The sequence below is a fragment of the Actinomycetospora atypica genome, assembly GCF_042653685.1.
GTDB lineage: Bacteria > Actinomycetota > Actinomycetes > Mycobacteriales > Pseudonocardiaceae > Actinomycetospora > Actinomycetospora atypica.
This window is the reverse complement of sequence record NZ_JBHSIV010000021.1, coordinates 21,438-47,336: the sequence shown is the minus strand read 5'-3', so window position 1 is coordinate 47,336 and position 25,899 is coordinate 21,438. Positions and strand designations below refer to the sequence as shown.

22 protein-coding genes are annotated in these 25,899 nt (G+C 73.3%); 1 reads left to right on the top strand and 21 read right to left on the bottom strand.

From position 1 onward, the window contains the following. From ACFPBZ_RS18635 to ACFPBZ_RS18540, 20 genes are all read right to left on the bottom strand, one after another. The gene (locus ACFPBZ_RS18635) at nt 1–711 is read right to left on the bottom strand and encodes a DUF899 domain-containing protein (RefSeq protein ID WP_378037596.1); all 711 of its coding nucleotides are present in this window, start codon (nt 709–711) and stop codon (nt 1–3) included. A gap of 128 nt (nt 712–839) precedes the next feature. Continuing rightward, nucleotides 840–1,952 carry a TIGR03084 family metal-binding protein gene (locus ACFPBZ_RS18630; RefSeq protein ID WP_378037595.1) on the bottom strand — a complete coding sequence of 371 codons (1,113 nt, stop codon included), beginning with the start codon at nt 1,950–1,952 and terminating at the stop codon, nt 840–842. 67 nt (nt 1,953–2,019) lie between these two features. After that, a complete protein-coding gene (locus ACFPBZ_RS18625; protein WP_378037594.1) occupies nt 2,020–2,460 on the bottom strand; it encodes an acyl-CoA thioesterase in 441 nt (146 codons plus the stop codon). Further along, entirely contained in the window at nt 2,460–8,309 is a 5,850-nt protein-coding gene (locus tag ACFPBZ_RS18620) for a type I polyketide synthase (RefSeq protein WP_378037593.1), read from the bottom strand. The genes ACFPBZ_RS18625 and ACFPBZ_RS18620 overlap by 1 nt, the downstream gene beginning before the upstream one ends. 129 nt (nt 8,310–8,438) lie before the next feature. Continuing rightward, nucleotides 8,439–8,891, bottom strand: coding sequence for an SgcJ/EcaC family oxidoreductase (locus tag ACFPBZ_RS18615; RefSeq protein ID WP_378037592.1), 453 nt, complete (start codon nt 8,889–8,891; stop codon nt 8,439–8,441). Nucleotides 8,892–8,921: 30 nt separating this feature from the next. After that, nucleotides 8,922–9,386, bottom strand: a complete 465-nt coding sequence (locus ACFPBZ_RS18610; protein WP_378037591.1) for an SgcJ/EcaC family oxidoreductase — start codon at nt 9,384–9,386, stop codon at nt 8,922–8,924. Nucleotides 9,387–9,493: 107 nt separating this feature from the next. After that, on the bottom strand, nt 9,494–9,988 hold the full coding sequence (locus ACFPBZ_RS18605) for an SgcJ/EcaC family oxidoreductase (RefSeq protein WP_378037590.1): 495 nt from the start codon (nt 9,986–9,988) through the stop codon (nt 9,494–9,496). 76 nt (nt 9,989–10,064) lie between these two features. After that, the gene (locus ACFPBZ_RS18600) at nt 10,065–10,865 is read right to left on the bottom strand and encodes an SAM-dependent methyltransferase (protein WP_378037589.1); all 801 of its coding nucleotides are present in this window, start codon (nt 10,863–10,865) and stop codon (nt 10,065–10,067) included. Between the two features lie 15 nt (nt 10,866–10,880). Further along, on the bottom strand, nt 10,881–12,065 hold the full coding sequence (locus ACFPBZ_RS18595) for an acyl-CoA dehydrogenase family protein (protein ID WP_378037588.1): 1,185 nt from the start codon (nt 12,063–12,065) through the stop codon (nt 10,881–10,883). Between the two features lie 136 nt (nt 12,066–12,201). Beyond that, the gene (locus ACFPBZ_RS18590; protein WP_378037587.1) at nt 12,202–13,344 is read right to left on the bottom strand and encodes a glycosyltransferase; all 1,143 of its coding nucleotides are present in this window, start codon (nt 13,342–13,344) and stop codon (nt 12,202–12,204) included. A gap of 32 nt (nt 13,345–13,376) precedes the next feature. After that, a complete protein-coding gene (locus tag ACFPBZ_RS18585) occupies nt 13,377–13,898 on the bottom strand; it encodes a DUF6239 family natural product biosynthesis protein (protein ID WP_378037586.1) in 522 nt (173 codons plus the stop codon). 13 nt (nt 13,899–13,911) lie between these two features. Then, nucleotides 13,912–14,451 (bottom strand): hypothetical protein, encoded by a 540-nt coding sequence (locus ACFPBZ_RS18580; protein ID WP_378037585.1) that lies wholly within the window; start codon nt 14,449–14,451, stop codon nt 13,912–13,914. Nucleotides 14,452–14,456: 5 nt separating this feature from the next. After that, nucleotides 14,457–16,103 (bottom strand): GMC family oxidoreductase N-terminal domain-containing protein, encoded by a 1,647-nt coding sequence (locus ACFPBZ_RS18575; RefSeq protein ID WP_378037584.1) that lies wholly within the window; start codon nt 16,101–16,103, stop codon nt 14,457–14,459. Beyond that, a complete protein-coding gene (locus ACFPBZ_RS18570) occupies nt 16,100–16,657 on the bottom strand; it encodes a DUF5987 family protein (RefSeq protein WP_378037583.1) in 558 nt (185 codons plus the stop codon). Before ACFPBZ_RS18570 ends, ACFPBZ_RS18575 begins: the two co-directional genes overlap by 4 nt. A gap of 4 nt (nt 16,658–16,661) precedes the next feature. Continuing rightward, complete coding sequence (locus tag ACFPBZ_RS18565; RefSeq protein ID WP_378037582.1) at nt 16,662–17,963, bottom strand: cytochrome P450; 1,302 nt, start codon at nt 17,961–17,963, stop codon at nt 16,662–16,664. Continuing rightward, on the bottom strand, nt 17,960–18,991 hold the full coding sequence (locus ACFPBZ_RS18560) for an enediyne biosynthesis protein (protein WP_378037581.1): 1,032 nt from the start codon (nt 18,989–18,991) through the stop codon (nt 17,960–17,962). Before ACFPBZ_RS18560 ends, ACFPBZ_RS18565 begins: the two co-directional genes overlap by 4 nt. After that, a complete protein-coding gene (locus tag ACFPBZ_RS18555) occupies nt 18,991–20,952 on the bottom strand; it encodes a CRTAC1 family protein (protein WP_378037580.1) in 1,962 nt (653 codons plus the stop codon). The genes ACFPBZ_RS18560 and ACFPBZ_RS18555 overlap by 1 nt, the downstream gene beginning before the upstream one ends. Further along, a complete protein-coding gene (locus tag ACFPBZ_RS18550; protein WP_378037579.1) occupies nt 20,952–21,953 on the bottom strand; it encodes a DUF1702 family protein in 1,002 nt (333 codons plus the stop codon). The genes ACFPBZ_RS18555 and ACFPBZ_RS18550 overlap by 1 nt, the downstream gene beginning before the upstream one ends. Nucleotides 21,954–22,047: 94 nt before the next feature. After that, nucleotides 22,048–23,049, bottom strand: coding sequence for a DUF1702 family protein (locus ACFPBZ_RS18545; RefSeq protein WP_378037578.1), 1,002 nt, complete (start codon nt 23,047–23,049; stop codon nt 22,048–22,050). A gap of 8 nt (nt 23,050–23,057) precedes the next feature. After that, entirely contained in the window at nt 23,058–23,867 is an 810-nt protein-coding gene (locus ACFPBZ_RS18540; protein WP_378037577.1) for a helix-turn-helix transcriptional regulator, read from the bottom strand. A 198-nt stretch (nt 23,868–24,065) separates the two neighbouring features. Here ACFPBZ_RS18540 and ACFPBZ_RS18535 point away from each other — a divergent pair, with 198 nt between their 5' ends. Then, nucleotides 24,066–24,671, top strand: coding sequence for a response regulator transcription factor (locus ACFPBZ_RS18535; protein WP_378037576.1), 606 nt, complete (start codon nt 24,066–24,068; stop codon nt 24,669–24,671). On the opposite strand, the gene ACFPBZ_RS18530 is transcribed toward ACFPBZ_RS18535, so the two are convergent. Next, the gene (locus ACFPBZ_RS18530; RefSeq protein WP_378037575.1) at nt 24,668–25,891 is read right to left on the bottom strand and encodes a histidine kinase; all 1,224 of its coding nucleotides are present in this window, start codon (nt 25,889–25,891) and stop codon (nt 24,668–24,670) included. The genes ACFPBZ_RS18535 and ACFPBZ_RS18530 overlap by 4 nt on opposite strands. Between the last annotated feature and the right edge of the window lie 8 nt (nt 25,892–25,899).

Genomic DNA, 25,899 nt, shown 5'->3' with positions numbered 1-25,899 from the left:
TCAGCCGCCGTCGACGGTTTCGTACTCGGTACGGAGCTTCATCCAGCCCGGTCCGTCGGGCTCGTTACGGCCCAGCGGAGCGCGGTCGAGCCACTGCAGCGCGCCGTTCAGCACGTCCAGCCCACGGGTGTAGGCCGAGTAGGTGTGCAACACCGAGTCGCCCTCGCGAACGAACGCGCTCATGCCGGGAGCGTCGACCGGGGCGTACTCCGGCCCGAGGGGAAGCGCGGTGAAGTTGTGCTCGGCCCCGGCGGCGAGCGCCTCCTCGTCGTAGAACACCTGGAAGTCGGCGTTGAAGTCGCTGCCCTGCGAGGAGACCAGGGGCAGCGTCCAACCCTGGCGCTTGCCGAAGGCGACGATGTCCTCCAGCGGGTACCGGCACACCACGGCGACCGCGACGTCGTGGCCCTGCAGGTGTGCCGTGACACCGTCGAGCGAGTCGACGAGCGACCCGCACGACGGGCAGCCCGGGTTCATCATGTGGTAGGTGATGAGCTGGCTGCGACCTGCGAACAGATCGGGCAGGGTCGCCTGACCGTCCGGGGTCTCGAAGGCGTAGTCCTTCTCCACCGGGACCCACGGCAGCGCCGTCCGCTTCGCCGTGAGCTCGTCGGCCCGGCGCGTCAGCTCCTTCTCCTGCTCGAGCAGCTCGATCCGCTCGGCGCGCCACTGCTCGCGCGTACCGGTCCTGTGCTTCGTGTTCTCAGCCATCTGAGAGGTCCTCTCGTCCCGGAAACGGGGGTCGCTGGATCACCCGGACCGCCGGACGGGCCCGGGAGTCGGTGCGAGGTGCGGGAGATCACGGTGCCGTCCCGCCGCCCGTCCCGGTAGTGAGGTCCTCACGTCTTCGTCCGGGAGCGGTACACACCGATCGTCGTCCCCGGGTCCGCCGCCGGCGGCCCGACCAGTCGGTCGGGGAGCCCTCGCCGGAACTCGTCGAACGCCGCGCATTCCCCGAGCGGGTCGGCCCCGCCCGCCGTGGTGGCGACGTGGACGAACGTGACGCCGTCGTCGAGCCGGTACGCGGTGTACTCCAGCCCGCCGGGGGCGGTCTCGGCGAGCTCCGCCATCACCTTCTCGATGGCCTGCTGGTTCTCCTCGGCGGCCTGCGGCGTGACCTCGTAGCGCACGATCGTCGTCGTCGGCCCCGACGTGGCGCGCGCCTCCCGCCCGGCGCCCGCCGGCCCGCGGTAGGCCTGTGCGACCGACAGCCAGCGACGGGCGCCTCCGCCGGTCGCGACGACGTCGAGGTCGTCGGGGTGCCGACGGCGGGCCGCGAGCAGGCAGACGTCGACGGCGTCCCCGGTGACCCGGTCCGTCGCGTCCTCGGGGCCGAAGGTCCAGGTCCGCCCGCTCGGCAGGACGAGCTCGAAGCGGAAGGGCGCCGCCGGCGGCGACTCGTCGTGCGCGATGAACCCGAAGTCCCGGGTGTGCGCGACGAACGTCGTGAGGTACTCGATCCGGTCGTCGTGGGTCCGCCGGACGCCGAGCGTGTCGGCGATGTCCTGGCCATGGGCGAAGCACTCCAGCATCCCGGCGCTGGCCAGCACGACGGGCGGGAGCGGGTTGACGAACCACGGGACGGTCTCGTCCGCCGGGATCGACGCCAGCGCCGCGAGGCTCGCGTCGCGCTCGGCCCGGAACCGCTCGAGGATCTCGGCCGGTGCGAGCGCCCGGTAGGGCTCGAGCGCCTGGTTGACCGCGGCGTCGAACTCGCCGAAACCCGACACCTGCGCGGCGAGGGCACGGAACTCCTCGGGTCGGCTCGCCGCCGTCCCGGCCAGGGAGAAGACGAACGCGAGATGGGCGATCTGGTCGGCGATCGACCATCCGGATGCGGGCGTCTCCAGGGCCCACTGCTCGTCGGTCAGTCCGGCGACCATCGCGTCGACGGCCTCGGTCTGGGCCTGCAGCACGGCCACGGCCCGCTGCGGCTCGGGGTTGTCGGTCATGGGGAAGTCCTCTCGATGGGGATGACGGGTGGGGCGGACGGGGTCGGTGTCTCCGACCACCGGGTCCTCAGACGCCCACCGCCACCTCGGAGTAGGGCGCCAGGGCCACGCGGAGCGCCTCCGGGACGCGGGTCGGCTCGGTCGCCGTGTTGGGACCGCGCATGCACGCGACCCGTTGCCGGCCGCGGGCGACGAGGGTCGCGTCGCCGTCGGTCACACGCACGTAGTCGAAGGCGAACTGCACCTGGGTCTGGGTGAGCTCCTCGAGACGCATCCGGACCGACAGTTCGTCGAAGGCGGTGATCTCGGCGAAGAACTCGCAGTCGACCTTCAGGGTGAACAGCTTGAGGTCCTCCCGGACCTCGGCGAGGACGGCGGGGGCCTTCTCCTTGAGGAACATCTCGCGGCAACGGCCCTGCCAGCGCAGGTAGTTGACGTAGTAGACGTTCCCGACGAGGTTGGTCTCCTCGAAGCCGACGACGTGCCGGATCTCGTAGTAGTCGCTCATCAGGCGGCCTCCTCGGTGGTCTTCGGGGCGAGGCCGGCCAGGACGACCGGTCCGTCGTGTGTCGTGGTGTGCGTGACCCAGGTCGCCACGCGGTGCTCGCCGGCGGTGAACGTGACCCACTCGTCGGTGCACAGCTCGAGGCTGATCGCACTCGAGGAGGAGCCGGTCTTCCGGACGCACTCCAACGCGGTCCACACCCGCGTCCGGGCGATGTCGTCGGTGTCGCCGCTCTCGCGCACCACGAGGTCGGCCAGGATCACCAGCTCCGGGCCGAGGAGGTCGGCCCACCCGGCACCCGGTCCCCCGACGCCGGCCTCGACGTCGCAGGTGACGAGCTCGCCGCCGACCATGGCCAGCGTGAAGCCGGCGCCGTGCGCGGCCGTGACCGTCTCGTCGGCACCCGGGATCTCCGGGCGGCCGTCGGGCCGGTGCAGCACCGTGATCGGCTCGCCGACCGCCCGGGACACGGCGGTCTCGGTGCCCTCCCGGCGCGCCTGGACCGACCCGTCGGCGTCGTCGGGGTCGGGCTCGACGGCCACGGCGCGCTCGCCACCGAGCGTGCGCTCCATGCCCCGCTCCAGCAGTGAACCCAGCAGCGGCGCGGGCCACGGACCCGCGCCGTCGCGGTGCCGGACCGCGCGCAGGGCCAGGCCCTCCCACCGCTCGACGAGCACGCCGTCGGGGTCCCGGACGTCGACGTCGTAGACGTAGCGGTCGCCGTCCTGGGAGCGCTCGCGGGCATCGAGCACGAGGTGGTCGAAGGCATCGACGGCCGGATCGGCCAGGTGCAGCCGCTCGACGGACTCCGGCAGCAGGGTCGCGTCCGGGACGCACGCCTGCAGGGCGTGCATCGCCGTGTCCCGCGCTCCCGGGTCGGCGAGCAGGCGCGTCTGGGGCAGGAACGGTGCGAACCAGATCGGGTCGGCGCCGACCCCGACCTCCGCGACGGCGTGCCGCGCGGCGGCGCGCCGGTAGGCGGTGAGCCGCTGGAAACGCTTGCCCTGGAAGAGGACCTCGCCGTACAGCTCCGTCCCGGGGTCGAGGGGCACGGGGGGCAGGTCGAGGACCGGCGCCCCGTCGTCGACCGGGGCCGGAGCCCCGAACTCCAGGCGGGCCAGGAAGTGGTCGGCGGCGAAGTCGGTGTCGGCGCAGCGCACCGCGACGTCCACGGTGCGGGCGTCCCGGGCGAGTGCCGCGATCCGCACCGTCGTCGTCCCACCGGGCGCGACGACCACCGGGCGGAGGAACTCCATCCCTGCCATCGTCGGGACGTCGGTGCGGTCGAGGAGGGCGGCCGCGACCTGGGTCATGGCCTCCATCCCCAGGACCGCGGGGAGGAGCAGATCTCCGTCGAGGGCGTGGTCGGAGAGGTACGGGTCGTTGCCCTCCGAGAGCTCGGCCTCGGTGATCAGCTCGATCCCCGGGTAGTGGACCACCGTCCGGTCGACGAAGCGGCGCAACGGGAGCTCGGGCCGCTCCAGGACGAGGGTCTCGAGGTTCCCGGTCCGTCCGGAGATCACCAGGGTGCCCGGGACGGAGGGGTCCGCGACGATCCGCAGCAGCAGGTCGATGCCCACGTCGGTGGGGATCGGGGTGATCCCGTCGCGCTGCAGCGCCTCGACGACGCCGAGCTTCTCCCCCATGCCGGCCCCCGACCACACCGACCACTCGCATGCGATCGCGCGGGCCCACGGGTGGTCCTCGGTGAAGCGGCGCGTCAGCTCCGTCATCTGGTCGTTGGCGGTCGCGTAGTGCGCCTCGCCGCGCAGGCCCGCGCGGCCGATGATGCTGCCGAAGGTGATCAGCAGCTTGATCCGCTCGGGGTCCACCGCCGCGAGCACGGTGCGCAGCCCGTCGACCTTGGGGGCCAGGGTGGCGTGGAAGGCGTCCTCGGAGAGCGCGGTGAGAGCGGCGGGCTCGTTCCGGCCCGCCCCGTGCAGCACGGCGCTGACCGGGCCGTGCTCGGCCTCGACCGCGCCGACCGCCGCCACCACCGACGTGGCGTCCCCGACGTCGGCGCGGGCGTAGGTCACCCGGATTCCCGCCGCCCGCATCCGCTCGAGGTTCTCCGCCAGCTCGGCGTCCTCGGCGGGGTCGCTGCGCCCCAGGAGTCCGAGCGCGGCACCGGAGTCCGAGGCGAGCGCGAGCGCGCTCTCCGCGGTGATGCCCTTGCCGCCCCCGGTGACGAGGAGGACGTCGCCCGCCGTCAGCGGTGAGCCGCCGGGCTCCGGGTGGACCGGGCGCAGCCGGGGCACGGTCCGGGTGCCGTCGACGGCGTGCCGGACCTCGACGTATCCGGACGTCGCCGCGACCTCCGCGACGACGGCGGCCACGGTCCTCTCGATCCCGTCGGTCGTGCGGGGCTCGACGTCGGCGAGGTCGAGCACCGTCACCGGGATGGACGGGTGCTCCAGCCGCAGCGTCCGGGCGAGCCCCCCGACCCCGAGGCCCTTCTGCACGACCACGAACCGGGGCGGGGCCGCCGGGACACCGTGCAGCTCCACCGGAGCGGTGTCGGTGCCGCTGCGGGCGATCACCTCGCGGGCCGCCGCCAGTGCCAGCTCGGGGAGCCGGGGACCGCCGTCGGCCGGCAGGCACAGCAGCACGCCGTCGCCGACCCCCGCTCCCACCAGCGCCTCGGTGAGCGGCCCGGCCAGCAGGTGGTCCTCGGGCGCATGGGTGGTCCAGGCGGCCGGCTCCGTGGACCCGCCCCACTGCACGTGGACCGGACGGGCGGTCTCGACGTCGGTGACGGCGAAGGCGCGCACCCAGTCGCCGATGCCCGACGGCTCGCCGGCGACGACGGCGTCGTGCTCGGTCGCGGCCAGCTCGTCGATCATCTCGGCCACCTCGCCGAGGCGGGCGGTCCCGAGGTTCGGCATGCCCTCGAGCGGCGGCCGTCCGCAGGCCCGGCAGGCCTCGTTGACGAGCTGCCCCACGGTGATCGACGACAGGTGCAGGTCGTCGAGGGGGTGGGTGTCGGCGGTCACGGCCTCCGGGGGGAGTTCGACGCGTTCGGCGGCCAGGCGGGTCAGGACCTCGAGGGTGTCCTCCCCGGTCCCGGCCGTCCCGCCGGTCACGACGTCCTCGACGGCCGGCCCGACGTCCATGCCCTCGCCCAGCGCGGGCGCGGATTCGCACGGGTTGGCCAGGAAGGTCATCGAGCCGTCCAGCGGCAGCGGCCGGATCACCCGGCCCTCGAACAGGGCCGCCACGTCGAGGGGAGCGCCCAGGGCGAACGCGGCCCCGAGGACCCGCAGCAGACCCACCAGCGACGGGTTGTCCGAATCGACGGGCAGCACCGGGGTCGCCGGCACGGTCTGCGCCGCCAGCCCGGAGAGCACGCGCCCGGGCCCCACCTCGATCAGGAGGTCGGCATCGGCCGCGAGCTCGGTCACGGCGTCGGTGAAGCGCACCGGCGCGACGATCTGCTCGGTCAGGAGCTCGGCCGGCTCCACGTCCGCGGCGAGACCGGTTCCCGTCACGGTGGAGACCACGCGTCGCTGCGGGGCCGCGAACGAGGTGGCGGCGAGCTCCGCGGCCATTGCCTCGGCCGCCGGGGCGACCAGCGGCGAGTGGAACGCGTGCGACACGGCGATCGGGGTGGCGGTCACCCCACGGCGGGCCGCCGCGGCCGCGACCGTGTCGAGCGCGGCCTGCGGGCCCGACACCACGGTCTGGTCCGGGGCGTTGAGGCCCGCGATCACGGCGTCGGTCCCCGCGCACAGGGCCGTCGCGGTCTCCGGACCCGCCTCGAGGCCGAGCATGGAGCCGCCGCCCTCGCTCGCATCCGCCATGATCCGTCCCCGGGCGGTCGCGAGCCGGACGACCTCGGCCTCACCGAGCGACCCGGCCCAGTGCAGGGCGGAGATCTCCCCCAGGCTGTGGCCCGCGGCCGCCTCGGCGGTGATCCCGAACGTCCCCAGCACCCGGAGGGCGGCGAGCGACCCGGCCACGATGCGGGGCTGGGCGACCTCGGTCGCCCTCGGGTCGCCGCCGCTCGGCAGACCCGCCAGCAGCTCGTCGACGACCGGGAACCGGCGGGGCAGGGCTGCCGCGCCCGAGCCCGAGCCCGAGCCCTGCCCGGGGAACAGGAAGGCGATCCGCGGTGCGGTGTCCGCCGCTCCGAGAGAGATCCCGTCGGCGTCCACGACGCCCCCGACGGCGCCCTCGGCCAGCAGCTCCGCGGCGCGACCGAGCTTGCGGACCGCCTCCTCCGGGGAGCGGGCGACGATCGAGAGCCGTGCCCGGCCCTCTCCGAGCTCGGCCGCGAGAGCGCCGGCGAGGTCGGCGAGTTCGGCGAACGAGAGCTTCGCGACGACCGGGGTCAGCTGCTCGACCCGTGCCGCGAGTTCTGCGGCGTCGGCGGCGTCGAGCAGCAGCAGCTCGGCGTCCTGGCGACCGGCGACGGCCGCCCGGGTGCGGTCGTCGAGACCGTCGAGGCGGTTCGGGTCCCCGGGGGCCTCGCACAGCGCGATGTGGCTGTTGACTCCGCCGAAGCCCATCGCGGAGACACCGGCCCGGCGGGGGGCGCCCGCGGGCCAGGGGGTCGCGACGGCCGGCACCTGCATCATCGCGTCGGGGGCGGTGAGCAGGGCGTGGGGCTCGCGGTGTCCCGTCGCCGGCGGGATCACCTGGTGGTGAACGGCGAGGGCCGCCTTGATCAGTCCGGCGACCCCCGCCGCGGCCTTGGTGTGACCGATGTTGCCCTTGACGGTGCCGAGCGCGGCCGTGCTCGTTGCGGCGGCATCGCGACGGGCGGTGGAGAGGGCCTCGATCTCGGTGGCGTCGCCCAGCTCGGTGCCCGTGCCGTGTCCCTCGAAGTACGCGACGTCCGCCGGCGTCCACCCCGTGCGGGCGTAGGCGCGTTCGATGGCCGCGACGTGCCCGTGGGCCTCCGGGCGGGTGATGCCGCCCTTGCCGTCCGACGACACGCCCCACCCGGCGATCGAGGCGTAGATCCGCTTTCCGGCCGCGACGGCGTCGGTCTCGCGCATGAGCACGAGGACCCCGCAGCCCTCGCCCGGCCAGAAGCCGTTCGAGTCCTTGTCGTAGACCTTCATCTCCCCGGTCGCCAGCGCGCCGGTCTTCGCGAACCCGATCACCTCGAACGGGTCGATCGAGAGGTCGACACCGCCGGCAAGGGCCACGTCGAGGTCGCCCTCGCTCAGCTGGGTGGCGGCCGACGAGACGGAGAGCAGCGAGGACGAGCAGGCGCCGTCGACGGTGAAGCCGCCGCCGCCGAGGTCGAACACGTTGCAGATGCGGCCGGCGATGGTGTTCGCGAGACCGCCGGCGAGCGTGTCCTCGTCGATCTCGGGGAACGGCGACTTGTACTGGCGCTCGAGGTCGGCGAGGAACTCGGCGGTCTCCTCGGTCTCCCAGCCCTTGTCGCTGAGCGCTGCGGCGACCGTGCGCCGGACGTAGGGCCAGCGCAGGCGCATCACATTGGCGCGGGTGAACTCGCCGGTCAGGGTGTTGCCGAGGACGACGCCGGTGCGCTGGTGCGGCAGCCCCTCGCCGGCGGCGAACCCGGCATCGGCCAGGGCACGGCCGGCGACGTCCAGCGCGAGCCAGTGGGTCATGTCGGTGGTGCGGAACGTCGACCCGGCGACCTTGTGGCCGACCCGGTCGAACTCGTAGTCGCGCAGGACCGCGGCCTTCGAGGCGTAGAAGCGGTCCGGGGCGGACGGGTCGTCGGAGTAGTAGTCCTCCGAGTTCATCCGCTCGTCGGGCAGCCGTCGGAAGGCGCGCCGGCCCGCGAGCACGTTCTCCCAGTACTCCTCGGTGCTCGCCGCGTCGGGGTACCGCAGTCCGATCCCGACGATCGCGATCCGTCCTACTGACATGGTTCTCGCTCCGTGATCGACGGGGGCAGGTGGGCACGACGCCGCCGCATGTCGGCAGGCGGGTGGGCGACCGGCCGAGGCCGGTGCCGGGACGACCCCGGACACCGGCGCTCGGTGTCGGACAGGTCGTCAGCTCTGGATGGGGCTGGTCTGGTGGGACAGCAGCTGCCAGACGCCGTCGCGCAGGACCAGCACGTACGACGCACGCACCTTCTCGGCCTCGGTGAGCTCGACGCCCGGGCGGGTCACGCCACCGGTGGTGATGGCGACCGTGACCCCCGGCGAGACGGTCTTGATCTCCGTGGGTTCCTCGACGAGGACGGTGCCCGCGAGGTCCCCGGCGAACTGCGCCGCCATGTAGGTCCGGATGGCGTCCCTGCCCTGCAGCTGGTCGTCGGAGACGAGCATGCTGCCCTCGTCGGCGAAGAGTTCGGCGAACGCGTCGGCGTCCCCCGCCTCCCAGGCCGCGCGGGCCCGCAGGGGCACCGTCAGCGAGGCGCCCTCCTCACCGGTGGTGTAGTTGCCGTAGAGGTCGGCCCAGTTCTTGGCCTGGTCGACGAGTGCGGTGGCCGATGTGGTCATCAGAGTCCTCCTGGGTTCGGGGTGGGCCGGTCACCAGCGCAGCGTGGCGCCGGAACCGCGAGGGCTGTTCTGGTAGGCCGCGAGCTGCCACCGGCCGTCCCGCTTCACGACCACCCACGTGGAACGCACCGCGAGCTCGGGAGCGATCTCGGCCTGCCCCTCGGCGAGGATTCCGCCGTGCGTGCGGATCAGGGCGCAGTCGTCGCTCGCGAAGCGCACGTCGACCGGCTGGCCGGTGACGCCCGTGCCCTTGAAGGGGCCGGCGTAGGCGGCGGCCATGAAAGCGCCGATCTCGCTGCGGCTGCGCTTGAGCACGTTGCCCGGCAGAACGAGGACACCGTCCTCGGTGAAGACCTCGGCCACGCCGTAGCCGTCGTTGCGCGACCACGCCTCGACGAGACGGAGCGGGATGCCGAGGACCTCCTTCTCCTTCTCGCCGGTGAACTCGCCGTAGTAGTCCGCCAGGTCCTGGCGCTCGGCAGTCGGTGTCGACATGCGTCCTCCTTCGTTGCCCGGGACGGTCCGTGGACCGGAACCCTGTTCATCGTCGGGGGGAGGGGGGTCGCGGATCGTCTCCTCGACTGCGGGCGCCCGCCCGGGTCTCAGACCGCCGGGCAGCTGTGGTGGGACAGCAGCTCGAGAACGGCGGGTGCGCGGCGCCGGACGACCCACGTGGCCCGGATTCGCCGTTCCGGCGCGACCTCGGTCTCCTCGGGCATGACGATGCCGCCCTCGGTGACGCTCACGGCGACGTCCTCGGCTATCACGTCGCAGGTCAGCGGGCCGCCTGCGACCGACGCGCCGGCCAGGGGTCCGGCGAACCCGGTTCTCATGAACTGCCGGATCGCCTCCCGGCCGAAGAGCTCGTTCTCGCCCAGCGCGAGGCTGCCTTCCTCGGCGAAGACGTCGGCGAAGGCGTCGGCGTCGTTGCGGGCCCACGCGTCCTGGATCCGCTGGGCGACGGTCAGGACCGCCTTCTGCTCCGGGGACGTGAACTCCCGGTAGTAGAGGGGGTCCTCCACCACGTCGTGGGCGGCGAGCATGTCCCGCGCGACACCCCAGTCGGTGTCGGGAACGGTGGACGGGTCGACGGGCATGATCTCTCCTCGGGTTCCGGGGCGGGCACGACACCGCCCCCCGCCCGCAGCAGCGGACGAGGGGCGGGGACGTGGTTCAGACGGTCTTCTCGGCGACCCCGCCGAGCATGCGACCGACCGTCTCGCCGTGCTCGCCGTCGGCATGCCAGCGCCCCACCGGGACGATCCCGGGCGGGAGGACCTGCAGCCCCGAGAACAACTTCGTGATCGCCTCCGGCTCACGGAAGATCATCGGAGCCGTGGCCTGGTCGTAGCTGTCCTCCATGTCCGCCTGCTCGCGGCTTCGCGCGGGATCCACCGTCAGGTGGGACAGGGCGAGGTAGGAGCCACCGGGCAGCGCTCCCAGGTAGCGGTCGACCAGGCCCCACGGGTCGCCGGCGTCCGGCACGAAGTGCAGGACGGCCACCATCAACAGGCCGACCGGCTCGGTGAAGTCGATGAGCTCGCGCGTTCTGGGGTGCGACAGGACCTCATCGGGATCGGACACGTCCGCGATCACGATGCGGGTGTCGGCGGTGTCGTCGCCGAGCAGCATCTCTCCGCCGTGGACCTCGACCGCCGGGTCGTTGTCGACGTAGAGCACCCGGGGCCGGCTGCAGTGGCGGGCCGCGACCTGGTGGGTGTTCTCCATGCTGGGCAGCCCGGCACCGAGGTCGATGAACTGGCGGACGCCGTTCTCGGCGAGGTGCCGGACCGCTCGGCCGAGGAAGGCACGGTTCTCCCAGACCACCTGGCCCGTCAGCTCGGAGCCGACCTTGGCCATCACGGCGTCGCCCGCCGCGCGGTCCTGGGGATAGTTGCTGGAACCGTGCAGGAAGTAGTCGTACATCCGCGCCGGCGACGGCCGACCGAGGACGACGGAGTCGTTCGGGGTCATCTGGTGTCCTCCGGTTCAGAGATACATCGTGTTCGGTTCCAGGCCGCACATGACCCGTCCGAACAGCTCGTAGTTGGTGTTGGGGTGCATGAGCGCGTGCTTGTTCAGGGCGTTCACGTCGCGCTGGATCCGCTGCATCGCGACGTTCGAGTAGATCGAGGACCCGCCGCTCGCCGAGGCGAGGACATCCACCGATTCCTTGGCCAGCTGGGCCATCCGCCCGAACGAGCCGCGGTAGCGCACGCGGTCCTCGAGCTTCCACGGCTCACCCGCCGCGCCCTTGCTCTCGAGCATGTCGGCCATCTTGTAGGCGTGGTACTCGGCCTCGTCGAGCTTCAGCATCGCCTCGGCGACCTGGAAGTGCGTGATGGGCGCCTCCGCCTGGGCGGCGTAGTCGGTGAAGGTGATCTTCCGGTGCGGGAGCCGGGCGAAGAAGTCCACCTGCGCGGCCCGTGCGAGTCCGAGGACCACCCCGATGAACCCGGACGCCCCCGTGGGGAGCATGGGCTGGTTGAACAGGGGCGAGTCACGGTTGGCGTCCGACCGGTACTGGTTCCCCATGATCGCCGCCATGGGCAGGGTGCGCTCCCACGGCACGTGGACCCCGTGGGCGACCGAGGCGACGCTCCCGGTGCCGACCAACCCGGAGGTGTGCCAGTCGTCGACGATCTCCAGGTCCGACATCGGGACGAGGCCTGCGACCGGCCACTGGGTACCGTCCGGCGCCGGAGCCATCGTCAGCACGACCTGCCAGCTGCTGTGCAGAGCACCGCTCAGGAACTCCCACCGACCGTCGACGACGAGCCCGTCGTCGGTCTCCGTGGCGGTCGCGGTCGGGCTGAGCACGACGCACACCCGCGCGTGGTCGTCGGCGAACACCTCGTCCTGGACATGGTCGGGGAACATGCCGACCATCCAGGCTCCGATGGTCCACGCCGAGGCGTTCCAGGCGATCGCCCCGTCGGCCCCCGCGAGGGTCGACAGCACCTCGATCATCGTGCGGGTGGAGGACTCGTATCCGCCGAGTCGGGCGGGGCGCCGCATGTGCAGGATTCCCGCACCCGTGAGGGCCTCCACGGCCTCGTCGTGAGGCCGCCGGTTCTGCTCGTTCCAGGCACTCAGGGCGGCGAGCTGCTCACCGAGCGCCGCCGTGCGCTCGAGCAGCCCCTCCTCGGGTGGGACGGTGATCACGCTGTCCATGTCGCCTCCAGGCCGGTCCGGTGAGTTCGGTCCTCGCGGTCGGTTCGGACACCACCATCGGGCTTCCGACCGTCCCGGGACGCCTCCTGCCTTGCGGCTGGGAGGACCCCGCGGCCGCGTCCCGGCGCCGGGGTCGTCATGCGCTCGCGCGCCGCGGCACGTGCTCGCCGGCACACGTCCGCAGGGGGGCGAGCACCCGCTCCACCACCGAGTCGAGGCCGGGTCGGCTGCGCGCGAGAGCGGCCAGATCGGTCGCCGCGCCGAGCATCGCCGGGTCCTCCAGCACGTGCAGGCAGTGGTCGGCGATGCTGATCGCGTCGTCGGTGTCCCCACCGAGGACCACGCCCGCACCCGCCCGTGCCAACGCCGCGGCATTGCCGTGCTGATCGTCGAACGAAGGTGTCATCACCGACGGCCGGCCCGCGAGCACCGCGGCGAGTGCGGTCCCGTGCCCGCCGTGGTGCACGACGACGTCGCTCGACTCGAGCAGGTGGGACACGGGGACGTGTCCGGCGACCCGCACCGCCGCGGGCAACGAACCCCACTGGGCGACCGCGTCGGTGGGGGCGGCGATGACGACCTCGCAACCCCGCTGCGCCAGGGCCCGCACCAGGTCCGGGACGTCCGGAGCTCGGCCGGAGCGCGAGACGACCGTGCCGAGGGTGATACAGACCCGTCTCCCGTCCGAGGGCGGCACGAATCGCCCCGTGAGGTCCCCGGGCCCCTCGTAGGGCACGTGCCGGTACTCCCGCACGGACCGATGGTCGCGGCGGAGGGCGTCCGGCCAGGGCGTCACGATCTCGCGTGGCCGGGACCGCAGCGAGTCGTCGTCAGCGGCGGTCCTGAGCTCCCGGTGGGCGGCGACCTCGTACTCCCGCGGTGCCTCCACGCTCCACCGCAGTTCCATCCAGGGGAGGTCGTTCTCGGCGGCCACGACCCGCCCCGCCAGGTCGGCCCGCTCCACGACGACCAGATCCGGGCGCCACGCGCGGACAGTCCGGCGTGTCCCGTCGAGGCGTTCCCGGGCGGACCGGCCGAAGAGCCGCCCGCGCTCCCAGGACGACGGCGCGTCGGCGAGCTCGCGGGCTCCCACCACCCCCGCCGCCGGGGCGTCCGCCCCGACCCCGAGAACGGGCAGGCCACTCACCACCGCGGCCTCGACGGAATCGGGGGACGTGCACAGCAGGACCTCGTGTCCCGCGATGCGGCACGCCCAGGCGAGCGGGACGAGCGAGCGGAGGTGACCGCTGAGCCCGACCGCGGAGAACAGGATGCGCATCGGGCAACCCTTCGGGAGTGGTGACCCGGTCCTCAGGGGCCGGGCAGCTGGGGTGTCGGGGGTCGCGCCCGGTGCGGCCGCCCGGCGGACCGATCCGGATGCGACCGCCACGCAGCCATCCGCGCGAGGGACGACCACGCGAGCCCGACGGCCGCGGCGAACATCGCGCCGGTCGCCGTCGCCGTGATCGCCGACGAGGCGGACACCAGCACGACGGCGGGAGCGGCGCGGGCCACGACCGCGCGCAGACGGGGACGGTCACCCCGCACGGCGGCGAACGGGACCGCGAGCCCCGCGATCGCGAGCGCGGCGAGCCCGCCGGTCGGCATCCCGTCGAGCGGTCCCCTCGTGAGCAGCAGGGACACGCCAGCGGCCGCCGCCCCGAGCGTGGCCGCCTTCGCGTGCAACGCCTCGTCGCGACCGTCCAGGAACGGCCGCAGCGCGACCGCCACGACCGCGGTCAGGAGACCGAGGGTCAACATGTTCTCGAGCAGCAGGGGGCCCACGACCACGGGCAGGTCGATCCCGTGGTCGTGGCCCTGGGCCGGCACCATCAGGTCGGCCCCATCAGGCCGGCACGGACTCGCGGTGGCGCACCGCGCTGCACGTGCACCCGGCCGGCTCGTCGTCGGGACGGGGGTGCCGGTGGAGCACCATCGCGACGATCATCGGGATCGTCACGATCGTGTTGTAGAACAGATGCAGCTCCACCCGGGGGAACACCAGCTGGGCGACCGAGGTCGGCTGCGCCGCCCCCAGCAGGAAGGAGCCGGTGAGCGCCTGCAGCAGGAGCAGCAGGTGCTCGAAGTGGTGCCAGATCTGGATGCCGGTCGCGGCGTTCCACCAGGTCCGCGACCGGCCCGTGAAGCCCGGTCGCAGCGCGAGGAACGCGATCATCATGATCACCGCGTAGCCGTAGTGCATCCACTCCGACGTGACCAGCCACGGCCACGCCAGTCCGAGCACGCCGTTCGCCTGCTTCGTCGGCCAGCCCAGCACGTAGATCTGGAAGGCCTGGGCGATGTGCTCCGCCCAGTGTCCGACGACGATCACGGCGAACACGGCGAGCGCGGTCGCGTGGTACCTCGTGTTCAGGGCCCTCAGCACGGTCCTCACCTCACACTGAGCTCGAGCGTGCGCCGCGAACTGATCCCGCCGTCGGGGGTCGGGGCGCCGTACGAGACGTCGATGCCGCGCTCGCGGGCCGCGGCGACGATGCCGGGGGCGGCCCGCTCGGCGAGCGCGGCGATGGTCATGGCCGGGTTCACCGTGAGCGCGGCGGGCACGGAGGACCCGTCGGTCACGAAGATGCCCGGGTGCCCCCGGAGCTGGTGGTCCGGGGTGAGCGCGGAGGTCGCCGGGTCGTCCCCGATGCGGCACGAGGACAGCGGGTGGACGGTGTACGCCCCGACGACGTCGTTGGTCCAGGGCTCGACGACGCCGAGTCCCGGCTTCTCGATGATCTCCTTGCACTCGGCGTCGGCGAGCTCCCAGCCGTGGCGGGTGTTCGCCGTCGGGCGGTAGGAGAGCGCGCCGCGACCGAGCATCTGCTGGGAGATGCGCTGCGCGTTGCCCGTGGGCGGCGGCGGACCGAAGACGCCCTCGTTGTCGTCCTCGACCATCTGGAAGATCGTCAGCCAGTCCTGCCAGCGCTCGAGCAGCTCCTTCTTGTGCTTCCCGAACCACCGCGGCCCGTCGCCGGCGACGAGCTCCGGGACCTGCGCGAGGATCGTCCCCAGGCCGGGCGGGAAGTAGAGCTGCTCGAGGGAGTACCGCTCGTACTCGGGCAGGTCGGCCGTGAGCCGGTCCCAGTTCGCGACCGTCGGGCCCTTCCCGATCTGGTGGGCCCGGTACCCGATCCCCTCCTCCCGGGCGAGGCCGAGGACCCGCTGCACGGCCTCGTCGTCGAGGATCGCGGTGTTGAGGCGCTCCCCGTTCCCCGAGAAGTACCGGCCCACGCCGTGGGGCATCGCCCCGAGGTGCTCCTCGGAGCGCTGCAGGATCACCGGCGTCGCCCCCGCCCCGGCCCCGAGGACGACGATCTTCGCCTCGATGACGCCGTCGTCGTGCAGGACGCGGTAGTCCTCGCCGTCGACGATCCGGTAGTGGACCCGGTAGGAGCCGTCGTCGGTGCGCTCGAGGTGCTGGACCTCGTGCAGGGGGCGGATCTCCGCGCCGTGGGAGAGGGCCGCGGGCAGGTAGTTGGTCAGCAGGGAGCGCTTGGCGTCGAACCGGCAGCCGGCCATCATCCAGTTGCAGTTGGTGCAGCTCGCGTTGTCGATGGCGACCGGCGTCGGGTTGGCGGTGCGGCCGGAGTGGTGGCAGGCCGCGGCCCAGAGGCCGCCGGAGTAGGTGACGTCGTCCCAGGTCTGGCGGGTCACCGGCAGCGACTCCTCGACCCGGTCGTACCAGGGGTCGAGCGTGTCGCGGCTGATCTCGGCGGGCCACATCCGGCGCCCGATCGACCCGTGCCGGTCGAAGACGAAGCCGGGGGCACGGGGGTGGGCGGCGAAGTACACGACGGAGCCGCCGCCGACGCAGTTGCCGCCCAGGATGCTCATCCCGTCGCCGACCGTGAAGTCGAAGATCCGGGTGTAGGACGAGCCCAGCTCGAAGTCGTGCTGGAAGTCGTCGGCAGCGAGCCAGGGCCCGCGCTCGAGGACGGTGACCTTCGCGCCGCCGGCGGCCAGGTGGTAGGCCTCGATGGCGCCGCCGAAGCCGGACCCGACGACGACCACATCGGTCTTCTCGATACTCATGCGGGACTCCCCGAGGGTGTGGTGTCCGGGTGCAGGTCGGCCAGCACCCGGCGGTAGGAGTAGGCGGGGAACCGCCAGAGACCGTCGGCGTCAGGTGTCGCGATCCCCATGGCGCGCAGCCCGGGATGCCCCTCGGCCAGGGCCTGCAGGGTCGGCAGGTGGGCCGCGGAGTCGAACGCCATGTTCGCGAACATGAACAGCCCGACCCAGACCTCGCGCTCCGGGTGGCCGGGCCGCGTCAACGACTCGAGCAGGGCCGCGCGGTCGTCGTAGGCGAGCGCGACGAAGGCCGGGAGCGTCCCGTCGAGCACGATGTCCCGCTCCCCCGCGTACTTCGCGGCGTGACCGTCCAGCATGGGGGCGAGGAAGGGGAGCCCCTCGGCGAGTCCGGTGGCCTCGTCGTACATGAGCGTCAGGGCACCCGCCTCGACGGCGCCCGGCGTGTCGCTGACCCCGACGACGGCCGGGTCCTCGGGGCCGCGCTTCCGCCCGGGCAGGACGGTGTCGGCGAACGCCTCCAGCGTCATCGTCACGGGATCGCGTGGGATGTCCATCGGCTCATTCCTCCGGCTTGTGGACGGTCAGGGGCAGCCCGCCGCGCACCCGCAGCGAGAGCATCGGCTCGGGTGCCGGTCCGCGACCCGGGACGGCACGGAGGTCCAGGTCCCGGCACAGGCGGGCGAGGACGAGGACCGCCTCGGCCGTGCCGAGGTTGGATCCGACGCAGAAGTGCCGGCCCGCGCCGAAGGGCAGGTAGGCGTCCCGCGACCACGACCGCCCGGGCGCGAAGCGGTCGGGGTCGAACACCTCGGGCTCGGGCCACCAGGCCGGGTCGCGGTGGATCGCGTACGGGCAGACGACCACGTCGGTCCCGGCCGGCACCCGGTACCCGGCGACGACGTCGTCGTCGACCGCGACCCGCGGCAGCAACCACACCGGCGGGTGCAGGCGCACCGTCTCGGAGACGACCTGGCCCGTGTAGGTGAGCCGGCGCAGGTCGTCGACGTCGCCGGGTCGGTCGCCGAGCACCTCCCGGGCCTCCGTCCGCACCCGGCGGCGGATCTCCGGGTGGCGCGAGAGCCGGTGGAGCGCCCAGGAGAGCGTCGACGCGGTGGTCTCGTGGCCCGCGAGCAGGAGCGTCGTGATCCGGCCCCGTACCGTCGCCCGGTCGACCCCCTCGCCGAGACGGTCGACGAGACCGTCCGACGCCGGACGGCCGTCCAGGAGGTCGTCGACGACCGCGGCGAGGCGTCGCCGGGCCGCCCGGAAGCGGACGCCACCCGGGGTCGGCCGCCACGACGCGGCCGCGCCCAGCGTGACCGCCTCGAGCATCGCCTGGTCCTGCACCGTCTCGAAGATCTCGCCGAGGTCCGGGTACGGCGAGAGGTCGGCGCCGAGCACGGCCCGGCCGAGCACGCCGAGGGTCAGGGTCGTCATCTCCGCGGTGACGTCGGTCGGGCCCTCGTCGATCCGGGCCGCGAGCCGGTCGACCAGCGCGCCGGCCTCCTCGGCGACGACCGGGAGCTGCTCGGCCAGGCGCGCGGGGGTGAACGTCGGACCCACGGCCTTCCGCTGGTCCCGCCATCCCGGCCCGTCGCTGGTGAGCACACCGTCGCCGAGGACCCGACGGGCCTGAGCGAGACCGATCCCCTTCGTGTAGTTCCCCGCGTTCCCGACGAGGACGTGGGCCACCGCGTCCGGATGGTTGGCCACGACCATCGTCTTCGGGCCGATCCGCAGCCGCGCGACGTCGCCGTGGCGGCGGGCCCGCGTGAGCAGGCCCAGCCGGTCGACGAACAGCTCGCGCAGGAGCACCGGGGTGGCGAGCAGCGACGGGCCCGGCGCGGGAGGCGCGGTCATGCTGCCCTCGCCGCCCGCTCCGTCCGGTCCGGCCCGGGCGTCGGCAGGCTCGTGACGGTCGACAGGGGCTCCGCGTGCAAACCGGCCCCGTACTTGTCACGCAGGTACAGGCCCCACAGGAACGCCCCGCGGATGGCGCACACCGTGGCGGTGGCGAAGAACAGGCCGTAGGGGAGGTTCGACCCGGTGTAGAAGCCGTAGACCACGGCCACGCCCGCCCCGAACGCGAACTGCGGGAACGGCTTCGACGGCGTCGTCCCGGGGTCGGAGATCATGTAGTTGGTGAAGAGGATGAACGCCGTCCCGGTCATGGTGGCCAGAGCGCCCGGCAGCGCGTTGCCGACGATGAGCCACCGGGCGACGGACTGGATCACGAAGAACGACAGCCACCCGACGATGAGCCAGGTCCGGCCGGTCAGCTTGGCGTTCAGCATCGTGCCCAGGGTCAGGATCGCGACCGGCAGGATCCAGTCGGCCCACCCGGAGAGCGCCTCGGTGAACTGGTAGGGCGGCGCGATCGAGGCCCAGGGGAAGAGCACCAGGATCGTCGCGATCCCGAGGTTCGACGGATTCATGAAGTGCCGCAGCCGGCCCTTCACCGGCGCCCGGAGGACCCACTTCGCGCCCACGCCGATGGCGACCGCGAAGATCATCGTCCCGAGGTGGTCGAGCGGGTAGGAGAGCATGTTGATCGCGAGGGCGGTGATGTGTGCCGGGAAGAGGAACTCCATCAGGCCCTTGGCCCCGCCGCCCGCGTATCGAGGATCGCGGCCCTCCTGCCACGCCCCGACGCGCTCCAGGCCGATCTCGATCACGTAGGCCGTGAGCACCGCGATGATCGGCCAGGTCCACGGCTGCTCGAAGCCCAGGAACGCGTAGCCGACGATGTTCAGGGCCGTGATGGACATCGCGAACCGGCGCAGCGCCGTGATGTGCTTCGGTTCCTTCTTCAGCGCGTCGGTCCTCGCCTGGCGATCGTCGGCCGCGGGCGCGCCCGGGGGCGGCGGGACCGGTGTCGTCGTGCTCATCACTGCACCACCTGATCGATGACGGTCGCGGACTGACCCAGCTCGACGGTGTGCCGGCCGGGGGTGAGGGTCACGGTCTCCGAGTGCGGGACACCGGTGGCGTCGCGCCACGTGAGCGCCACGGGCACCGGGCCGTCGGCCGCGCCGAGCCCGAGGTGGAGCTCGCTCGAGCGCTTGCCGGAGTGCCCACCGCCGCCGTCGACGGTCTCGACGAGCGTCCGGCCGTCGGGCCTCGCGAGGCGGGCCTCCGCGCCGACCACGGGCGATCCGGGGCCGAACGTCCGCGAGCCGGCGTGGACGAGGTCGAGGGTCATCGCGTTGCCGGCGTCCGGCGCGACGTTGCGGTAGAACGCCGGCACGTCCCACTGCCGGGCCACCGCGACGTCGAGGCGACCGTCCCCGTCGGCGTCGCCGGTCGCGATGCCGCGGGTGGGGATGGCGGCGTCGAGTCCCAGGACGTGGGAGAGGTCGGCGTAGCCGCCGCCGGGCCGGGGTGCCCAGAACCGGACGGCCTGGTTGCCCGAGAGGTCGTCGCCGCGCGAGACCCGGGGCCACATGGCCGGGTCCGACACGAGGGTGTCGTTCGCGGTCGCGAGCTCCTGGAGCTGCGGCCAGCGGTTGGTCTCCCCCTTCACGAAGCCCGTCGCCTGGACGACCGCGAGGTTCCCGGAGTTGTCGAAGTCCCCGGACTTCACGTCCCAGCCCCAGCCCGACCAGGCGATCCCGTTGCCGGTCGACTCGTCCACCCAGGGCGCGCGGCCCTGGGCCATCGCCGCGCCCATGGCCTGCGGCGTGGCCTCCGTGGCCATCCACTGGAAGTTGGACTCCTGGATGCCGTACGGCTGCGTGATGTTCGAGACGAAGAGGTCCTTCACCCCGTCGCGGTCGAGGTCCGCGAAGTCGGCGGACATCCCCTTGAAGGAGTCGGCGCCGATCCGCTTGGACTTCGGGACCATCGGGTCGCGGTCGCCGTACACGGGCTCGAACGCGATCCGTCCCGGGGCCGAGACGTTGTGCAGCATCGCGTCCTTGCCGTGGTCCTGCGCGATGTACAGCTCCGGACGCAGGTCGCCGTCGATGTCCGAGGCGGCCGAGCCGAGGACCCAGCCCCCCGACACGTCGTCGGCCAGCACCCCGGGGACCTCGGCGAAGGTGCCCGGGCGCTCCGGGAGGCCGCGGAAGATCGCGTCCTTACCGCCGTTGGTGGCCGCGGAGAGCGAGGCGTTCATCGCGACCCCGTCCGAACGGGTCGGGTCGAGCACGGGACCGTCGGGGAAGTAGTTGCCGACGTAGAGGTCCAGCGTGCCGTCGCCGTCGAAGTCGGCCACGGCCATGGCGTTGCTGTTCCACTGCGGACCGGTGTACGTCGCGCCGCCGGTGTTGGGCACCAGCTCGGTGGCCGTCCAGGCGTCCGGTCCCTGCGGCACCCCCGGCCGGGCGAGGTGCACGATCGGGGTCCGGCCCCAGTAGTAGACGACGAGGTCCATGCGCCCATTGCCGTCGACGTCGGCGGGGGTGCACCCCATCGGCGCCATGGCGGTGCCCATCGGGAGGGCGCCGGAGGTGAGGGCGTATGGCGCATAGCGACGCTCCGACCCGGGGACGGGAGCCGGGGTGACCGAGACCTGGTCGGTCCGTGGGTCGACCACGCACAGGTCGTTGGGCAGTCCGTCCCCGTCGAGGTCGTTCATCGCGATGGCCGCCCCGACGGACGAGATCCAGGCGTCGATGTTCGAGTAGGCCTGGTTGACCGGACGGATCTGCTTCTCGGGGTACCCCTGCGGCAGGCCGATCGACCGGGACTCGAAGCCGTAGCTCCCGGCCACGTCGACCTTCTCGGCGTCGGACACCTGGGGGATGCGCGCTGCGAAGAACAGCGCCGCGATCAGCGCCAGGGCGATCACCCCGGCGACGTTGCGCCGGAGGAAGCCCCCGACGGCACTGGGACGGAGATACCTCATCAGAACCCTCCGGCGGCGCGGGACGTGGCGGTCGGCAGGGCCGCGCCGATCGCGCGGCGCCAGGTCTCGTAGGCGGGCTCGCCGTCGGCGCCTGCCGCGGCCGTGGACGGGCGTGTCCGGAGGCAGACCTCCGACGCCGACCGGGGGTCGGTCCCGGCGAGGACCTCGGTGGCGGTCGACACGTGCGGCACGAGCAGGCCGGCGCGCAGCCGGGCCTCCGCCGCGAAGGCCGAGCCCTGGGCGAGGTCGGTCCGGTAGGGGCCGGCGGCCTCGACGAGGACCCCGAGCTCGGAGGCGTCCGACCCGCCGGCGTAGGTGGCGGCGAGCCCGATCCCGGCCCAGAGGTCGGCGTGCCGGTGCCCGGGGTAGGCGCGGAGCAGCTCGACCGCCCGGGCCGGGTCGGTGCCGGCGACGAACCACAGGGCCCGCCCGATGCCCTGGTCGGCCGCCCGGCGCTCGTAGCCGTGCGGATCGACCGGCTCCCAGCCCAGGTGGACCTCGGGGCGGGCGCCGTGCACGTAGGAGTCGGTGTGGAAGTAGGCCTGGTGGAAGCCGTACCCGTCGAGCACCAGCCAGCGCAGCATCGGGTCGAAGCGGTCGGCCCTCGGCCACAGCATCCGCGGCAGGCGCGCCATGGCCCAGCCGACCCCGACGAGCACCATGTAGACGTGGTCGCCGCCGCGCCGGGCGAGGAACTCGTCGACCCGGTCCGGACGCGTCATCGGGAGGGCGTCGAGCACGGCGAGGCCCATGCCGGCGCCCTCGGCCGCGAAGCCCCGGAACCGTGGCGGCACGGTCTCGAGGAAGACCTCGACGTCGGGGACCGACATCGAGCCGACGGCCTCACCGAAGCCGTCGAGGAAGCTCGCGCCGACGGTCTCGAGGGTCGACACCGCCTCCGGGCTCTTGACGTGGAAGCCGCGGGTCGCGACGCGGGTCTCGGAGATGTTCGGGGTCATGACGCGACGCCGCAGGGCGCCGAGGGCATGGGAGACGGACACGGTGCTGTCCTCCGGTCGTCGTTCTGGTCGGGGTCGAGCGTGCGGTCGGCGCGGGTCGGGGGACGTCTCGCTCCTTGCGGCCGGCAGGGGTACGTCAGGCGCTGCGCAGGACCGGAGAAGTCACCGCGAGACGTCGACGGATGCGGGCCCGCCAGCGCAGGTACTCGCCCGGGTCGGTCTCGTCCGGACGCGGTGCCGTGGCCTCGCCGACCGCCACGGCGTCGGCCACCGGAAGGCCGCTGAGGGCGTGCACGCCGGTCGCGACGTGATCGGGGACCATGCCGGTGTCGGTGGCGGCCGCGGTCGCCGCCGTCGCTGCGAACACCGCACCGAGCCCGAGCTCGCCGGCGTCGCCGGTACGGGCCAGGCGTCGGAGGTCCTCGGCCCCGGCGCCGCCGGCGAGGGTCGCCGCGAGCCCGACCCCCGCCCACAGGTCGGCCCGGCGGTGGGCCCCGAAGCGGTTCACGGCGATCCCGACCGCGTCGACGTCGGCGCCGTGCACGAACCACAGGGCGCGCCCGAACCCCTGGTCGATCACGTGCGGAACGCCCGCGGAGTCACCGCGCCAGGCGAACGCCGGCACCCGCCCGGCCCGGTCGAGCCATCGCCGGTGGTCGAAGAACGCCAGGTCGAAGGCGTACCCGTCGACGGCGAGCCAGCTCATGACGGCCTGGTGGTCGAGGTCGTCGAGGTCGGGGACCGCCCGGGACCACACCGGGCGCGGGAGCTTGGCGAGGGCGAACCCCACCCCGATCCAGCCGAGCAGGACGTGGGCCCGGGCCGGACCCGTGAGCAGGGCCCGCGCCCGCCCGCGACCCCTCGGGTCCATCGCGTCGACCACGCAGGCCGCCATGACGGCTCCCTCGTGGTGGAAGCCGCGCAGGTCCGGGGCCTCGGCGGTCGCACGGGTGGCGACCTCCTCGAGCGGCGACCCGTCGATCCCGCTGCGGAACCCGCGGACGACGGCCGCCGGGACACGTTCGAGGGCACGGACCGCGGGCGTCCCGACGACGGGGAAGCCCCGGGAGGCGAACCGGACGTCGGCCTCGGTGGGCGCGAGCAGCCTCCGGCGGAGGCGACCGATGACGGTGGTCACGGCGGGCGTCAGGCGACGGCGCGCAGGTGGCGGCGACCGGCGACCGCGAGCGACCCCATCGGCACCGGGCCGGGCATGCCGCGGGCCGGATCGAGGAGGGACACCGCCAGCGGCGCGTGGATCGGCTGCGGCATCCCGAGGTGCAGCTCGACCGGCGGGACGACGTCCTCGTGCGCCCGCACCTCGACCCGGCAGGACGCGAAGGACGTCACGGCACCGTCGGTGCCGTCCCCCGCCACGGCGAGCACGACCCATCGTCCGGGCGGGAGGCCCTCCAGGACGGCGCCGGTCCCCCCGGCGGGGACCGGCGCCAGGGCGACCGGGGCGCCCTGGGGGACGGGGCCGCCGAAGACCCCGACGGCGACGCGACCGGCGTCTCCGGCCCCGACCACCCCGACGGACAGCGACGCCGCTCCCGGACCCGGACCGGCGGCGTGCTCGAGCACCTCGACCGACGGGATCCGGGAGTACTCCGAGGAGATCGCGAGGAGCCCCTCGGCGATGATCGGGTCGCGGTACTGCCCCGGGGTGAGGCCGACCGCGCGGGTGAAGCGGCTGGTGAAGGTCCCCACGCTGGAGTACCCCACCGAACAGACGATGTCCGCGACCGTGTCGTCGGTATCGAGCAGTCGGCGTTTGGCCTCGAAGAGCCGTACCGCCGTGAGGAACCGGCCGGGCGTGATCCCGACGGTGCTCGCGAAGACCCGGGAGAAGTGGAACGGACTCACGAAGACCTCGGCGGCGAGGTCGTGCAGAGTGATGGGCTCGTCGTAGCGGTGACGCATGGACGAGACGGCGTGCTCGACAGCGGCCTTCATGGGGTGCCTCCGGCTCGTGGCCCTCGGAATTCGACGAGGACCACGCTCCGCCGGAGCCCTTCGCTCCCGGTCACGAGCGGAGCAGCGGCGGGTGGGAGAAATTCACACGGAAGTGGAGGGTGCGAGCCGGGGCGAGTGGCACAGTGACACGAGGACGGATCGATCCCGGCGCGGGGCGGAGACCAGGGGGCTGTTCGGGTGATCAGAGTGCTCCTGGCGGAGGATCAGCACCTCGTCCGGGGCGCACTCGTCGCGCTCCTCACCCAGGAGCTCGACATCGAGGTCGTCGCCGAGACCGCGTCGGGGGACGAGATCGTCCCCCTGGCGATGTCGTCCGGCCCGGACGTCGCCGTGATCGACATCGACCTCCCCGGCAGGGACGGGATCACCGCGGCCGGCGAGCTGCACGAGGCGCTGCCGAGCTGTCGGACCCTGATCCTCACCAGTCTCGGCCGTCCGGGGACCGTCCGCCGCGCCCTGGACGCGCGGGTGAACGGGTACATGCTCAAGGACGCGCCCTCCGAGCGGCTCGCCAATGCGATCCGACAGGTGGCGGTGGGACGGCGTGTCGTCGACGGCGACCTGGCTCTCGCGGCGTGGGACACGGAGGACTGTCCGCTCGCGGGACGGGAGATCGAGGTCCTCCGGCTCACCTCGAACGGCCACACCGTGAACGACGTCGCCACGTCCCTGTTCCTCTCCCCCGGGACGGTGCGGAACTACCTCACGTCGATCGTCTCGAAGCTGAACGCCCGCAACCGGGTCGACGCGATCCGGATCGCGGTCGAGGCCGGCTGGCTCTAGTCCGCCCCGCCGCTGTTCGGGAGGACCCCGACGACGATGAACTCGTCGTCCTCGTGGCGCACGGTCAGGGTCCCGCCCTGCTCCGCGAAGCGCTGCCGCAGGTTGGCGATGCCCCGCCGGGTGCACGGCGGCCGCTCCGCCGACGACTCGTCCCCCTCCCCCGCCCGATCGTTGCTGATGGCCATGCGCACCGACGGCCCCTCCCGCGTGACGGCCATGTGGCAGACCTCGGCCTTGGAGTGCCGGAGCACGTTCGTCGCGGCCTCGCGGACGAGTGTCCCGAAGAGGGACCCGACCTCCGCGGGGAGGACGACGTCGGCACCGTGCACCGACGTGTCGATCTCCGCGGCCTGCAGGACCGACTGTGCGCCCCAGAGCTCCTCGGGCAGGGAGAGCGTCGTGTACCCGGCCGCGACCATCCGCACCTCGCCGAGTGCGCGGCGGGCCGTCGTGATCACCTCGGCGATCTCGGCGTGCGCCCGGTGCGGTTCGGAGAGGACCAGGCCGTTGGCCAGCTCGGCCTTCAGCGTGATCGTGGACAGGCTCATCCCCAACAGGTCGTGGGCGTCCCGGGAGAAGCGCACCCGCTCCTCCGCCACCGCCATGCGCGTCAGTTCCTCCCGTGCCTCGTGCAGCTCACGGACGACCCTGGCGAGCCGGGTGAGCCCGAAGATGACGAGCCCGGTCACGGCGGTCGCGATCACGGCGTAGGTGACCGCGAAGGTCGGCTCCAGGTCGTCCGCGCCGAACCGGCGTTCGACGAGACTGCTGCCCAGGACCACCAGCAGGTAGCCGCCGAGCCCCCACCGCAGCGGCAGCGCGATCAGCAGGCACCCGGCGAGGAAGCCGTTGAACGCGCTCCAGTACGACCCGAGCTGCACCAGGGGCAGGTAGGTCAGCGCGGCGAAGGCCGTGAGCGCGACGGCCGAGCGCACCGGCGTGAGCCGGGCACCGGGACGGCTGAAGTAGCCGAGCTGGAGCGCCACGAGTGCCACGGCGTAGACGGTGCTGAGGACCGCCTCCGTCCCGCCGACGTTCTGGAGGATCCCGACGTAGGTGATCGCCGCGTACCCGAGGCTGACGATCGCGACCAGCGCCGTGGAGAACCGGTCGGCCTCCCGGCTGACCGACAGTGACGACGCCCGGGCATCCGCGGCGTTCCCGGGCCGACCGTCCGCTTCGTCCTGGTCCGACGGCTGACGGCCACCCACCGCGTCCATGGGGTAAA

Excerpts from the sequence above, each read along its gene's own strand:
- ACFPBZ_RS18635 (WP_378037596.1), bottom strand. The coding sequence starts at position 711 with ATGGCTGAGAACACGAAGCACAGGACCGGTACGCGCGAGCAGTGGCGC.
- ACFPBZ_RS18630 (WP_378037595.1), bottom strand. The coding sequence starts at position 1,952 with ATGACCGACAACCCCGAGCCGCAGCGGGCCGTGGCCGTGCTGCAGGCC.
- ACFPBZ_RS18625 (WP_378037594.1), bottom strand. The coding sequence starts at position 2,460 with ATGAGCGACTACTACGAGATCCGGCACGTCGTCGGCTTCGAGGAGACC.
- ACFPBZ_RS18620 (WP_378037593.1), bottom strand. The coding sequence starts at position 8,309 with ATGTCAGTAGGACGGATCGCGATCGTCGGGATCGGACTGCGGTACCCC.
- ACFPBZ_RS18615 (WP_378037592.1), bottom strand. The coding sequence starts at position 8,891 with ATGACCACATCGGCCACCGCACTCGTCGACCAGGCCAAGAACTGGGCC.
- ACFPBZ_RS18610 (WP_378037591.1), bottom strand. The coding sequence starts at position 9,386 with ATGTCGACACCGACTGCCGAGCGCCAGGACCTGGCGGACTACTACGGC.
- ACFPBZ_RS18605 (WP_378037590.1), bottom strand. The coding sequence starts at position 9,988 with ATGCCCGTCGACCCGTCCACCGTTCCCGACACCGACTGGGGTGTCGCG.
- ACFPBZ_RS18600 (WP_378037589.1), bottom strand. The coding sequence starts at position 10,865 with ATGACCCCGAACGACTCCGTCGTCCTCGGTCGGCCGTCGCCGGCGCGG.
- ACFPBZ_RS18595 (WP_378037588.1), bottom strand. The coding sequence starts at position 12,065 with ATGGACAGCGTGATCACCGTCCCACCCGAGGAGGGGCTGCTCGAGCGC.
- ACFPBZ_RS18590 (WP_378037587.1), bottom strand. The coding sequence starts at position 13,344 with ATGCGCATCCTGTTCTCCGCGGTCGGGCTCAGCGGTCACCTCCGCTCG.
- ACFPBZ_RS18585 (WP_378037586.1), bottom strand. The coding sequence starts at position 13,898 with ATGGTGCCGGCCCAGGGCCACGACCACGGGATCGACCTGCCCGTGGTC.
- ACFPBZ_RS18575 (WP_378037584.1), bottom strand. The coding sequence starts at position 16,103 with ATGAGTATCGAGAAGACCGATGTGGTCGTCGTCGGGTCCGGCTTCGGC.
- ACFPBZ_RS18570 (WP_378037583.1), bottom strand. The coding sequence starts at position 16,657 with ATGGACATCCCACGCGATCCCGTGACGATGACGCTGGAGGCGTTCGCC.
- ACFPBZ_RS18565 (WP_378037582.1), bottom strand. The coding sequence starts at position 17,963 with ATGACCGCGCCTCCCGCGCCGGGCCCGTCGCTGCTCGCCACCCCGGTG.
- ACFPBZ_RS18560 (WP_378037581.1), bottom strand. The coding sequence starts at position 18,991 with ATGAGCACGACGACACCGGTCCCGCCGCCCCCGGGCGCGCCCGCGGCC.
- ACFPBZ_RS18555 (WP_378037580.1), bottom strand. The coding sequence starts at position 20,952 with ATGAGGTATCTCCGTCCCAGTGCCGTCGGGGGCTTCCTCCGGCGCAAC.
- ACFPBZ_RS18540 (WP_378037577.1), bottom strand. The coding sequence starts at position 23,867 with ATGAAGGCCGCTGTCGAGCACGCCGTCTCGTCCATGCGTCACCGCTAC.
- ACFPBZ_RS18530 (WP_378037575.1), bottom strand. The coding sequence starts at position 25,891 with ATGGACGCGGTGGGTGGCCGTCAGCCGTCGGACCAGGACGAAGCGGAC.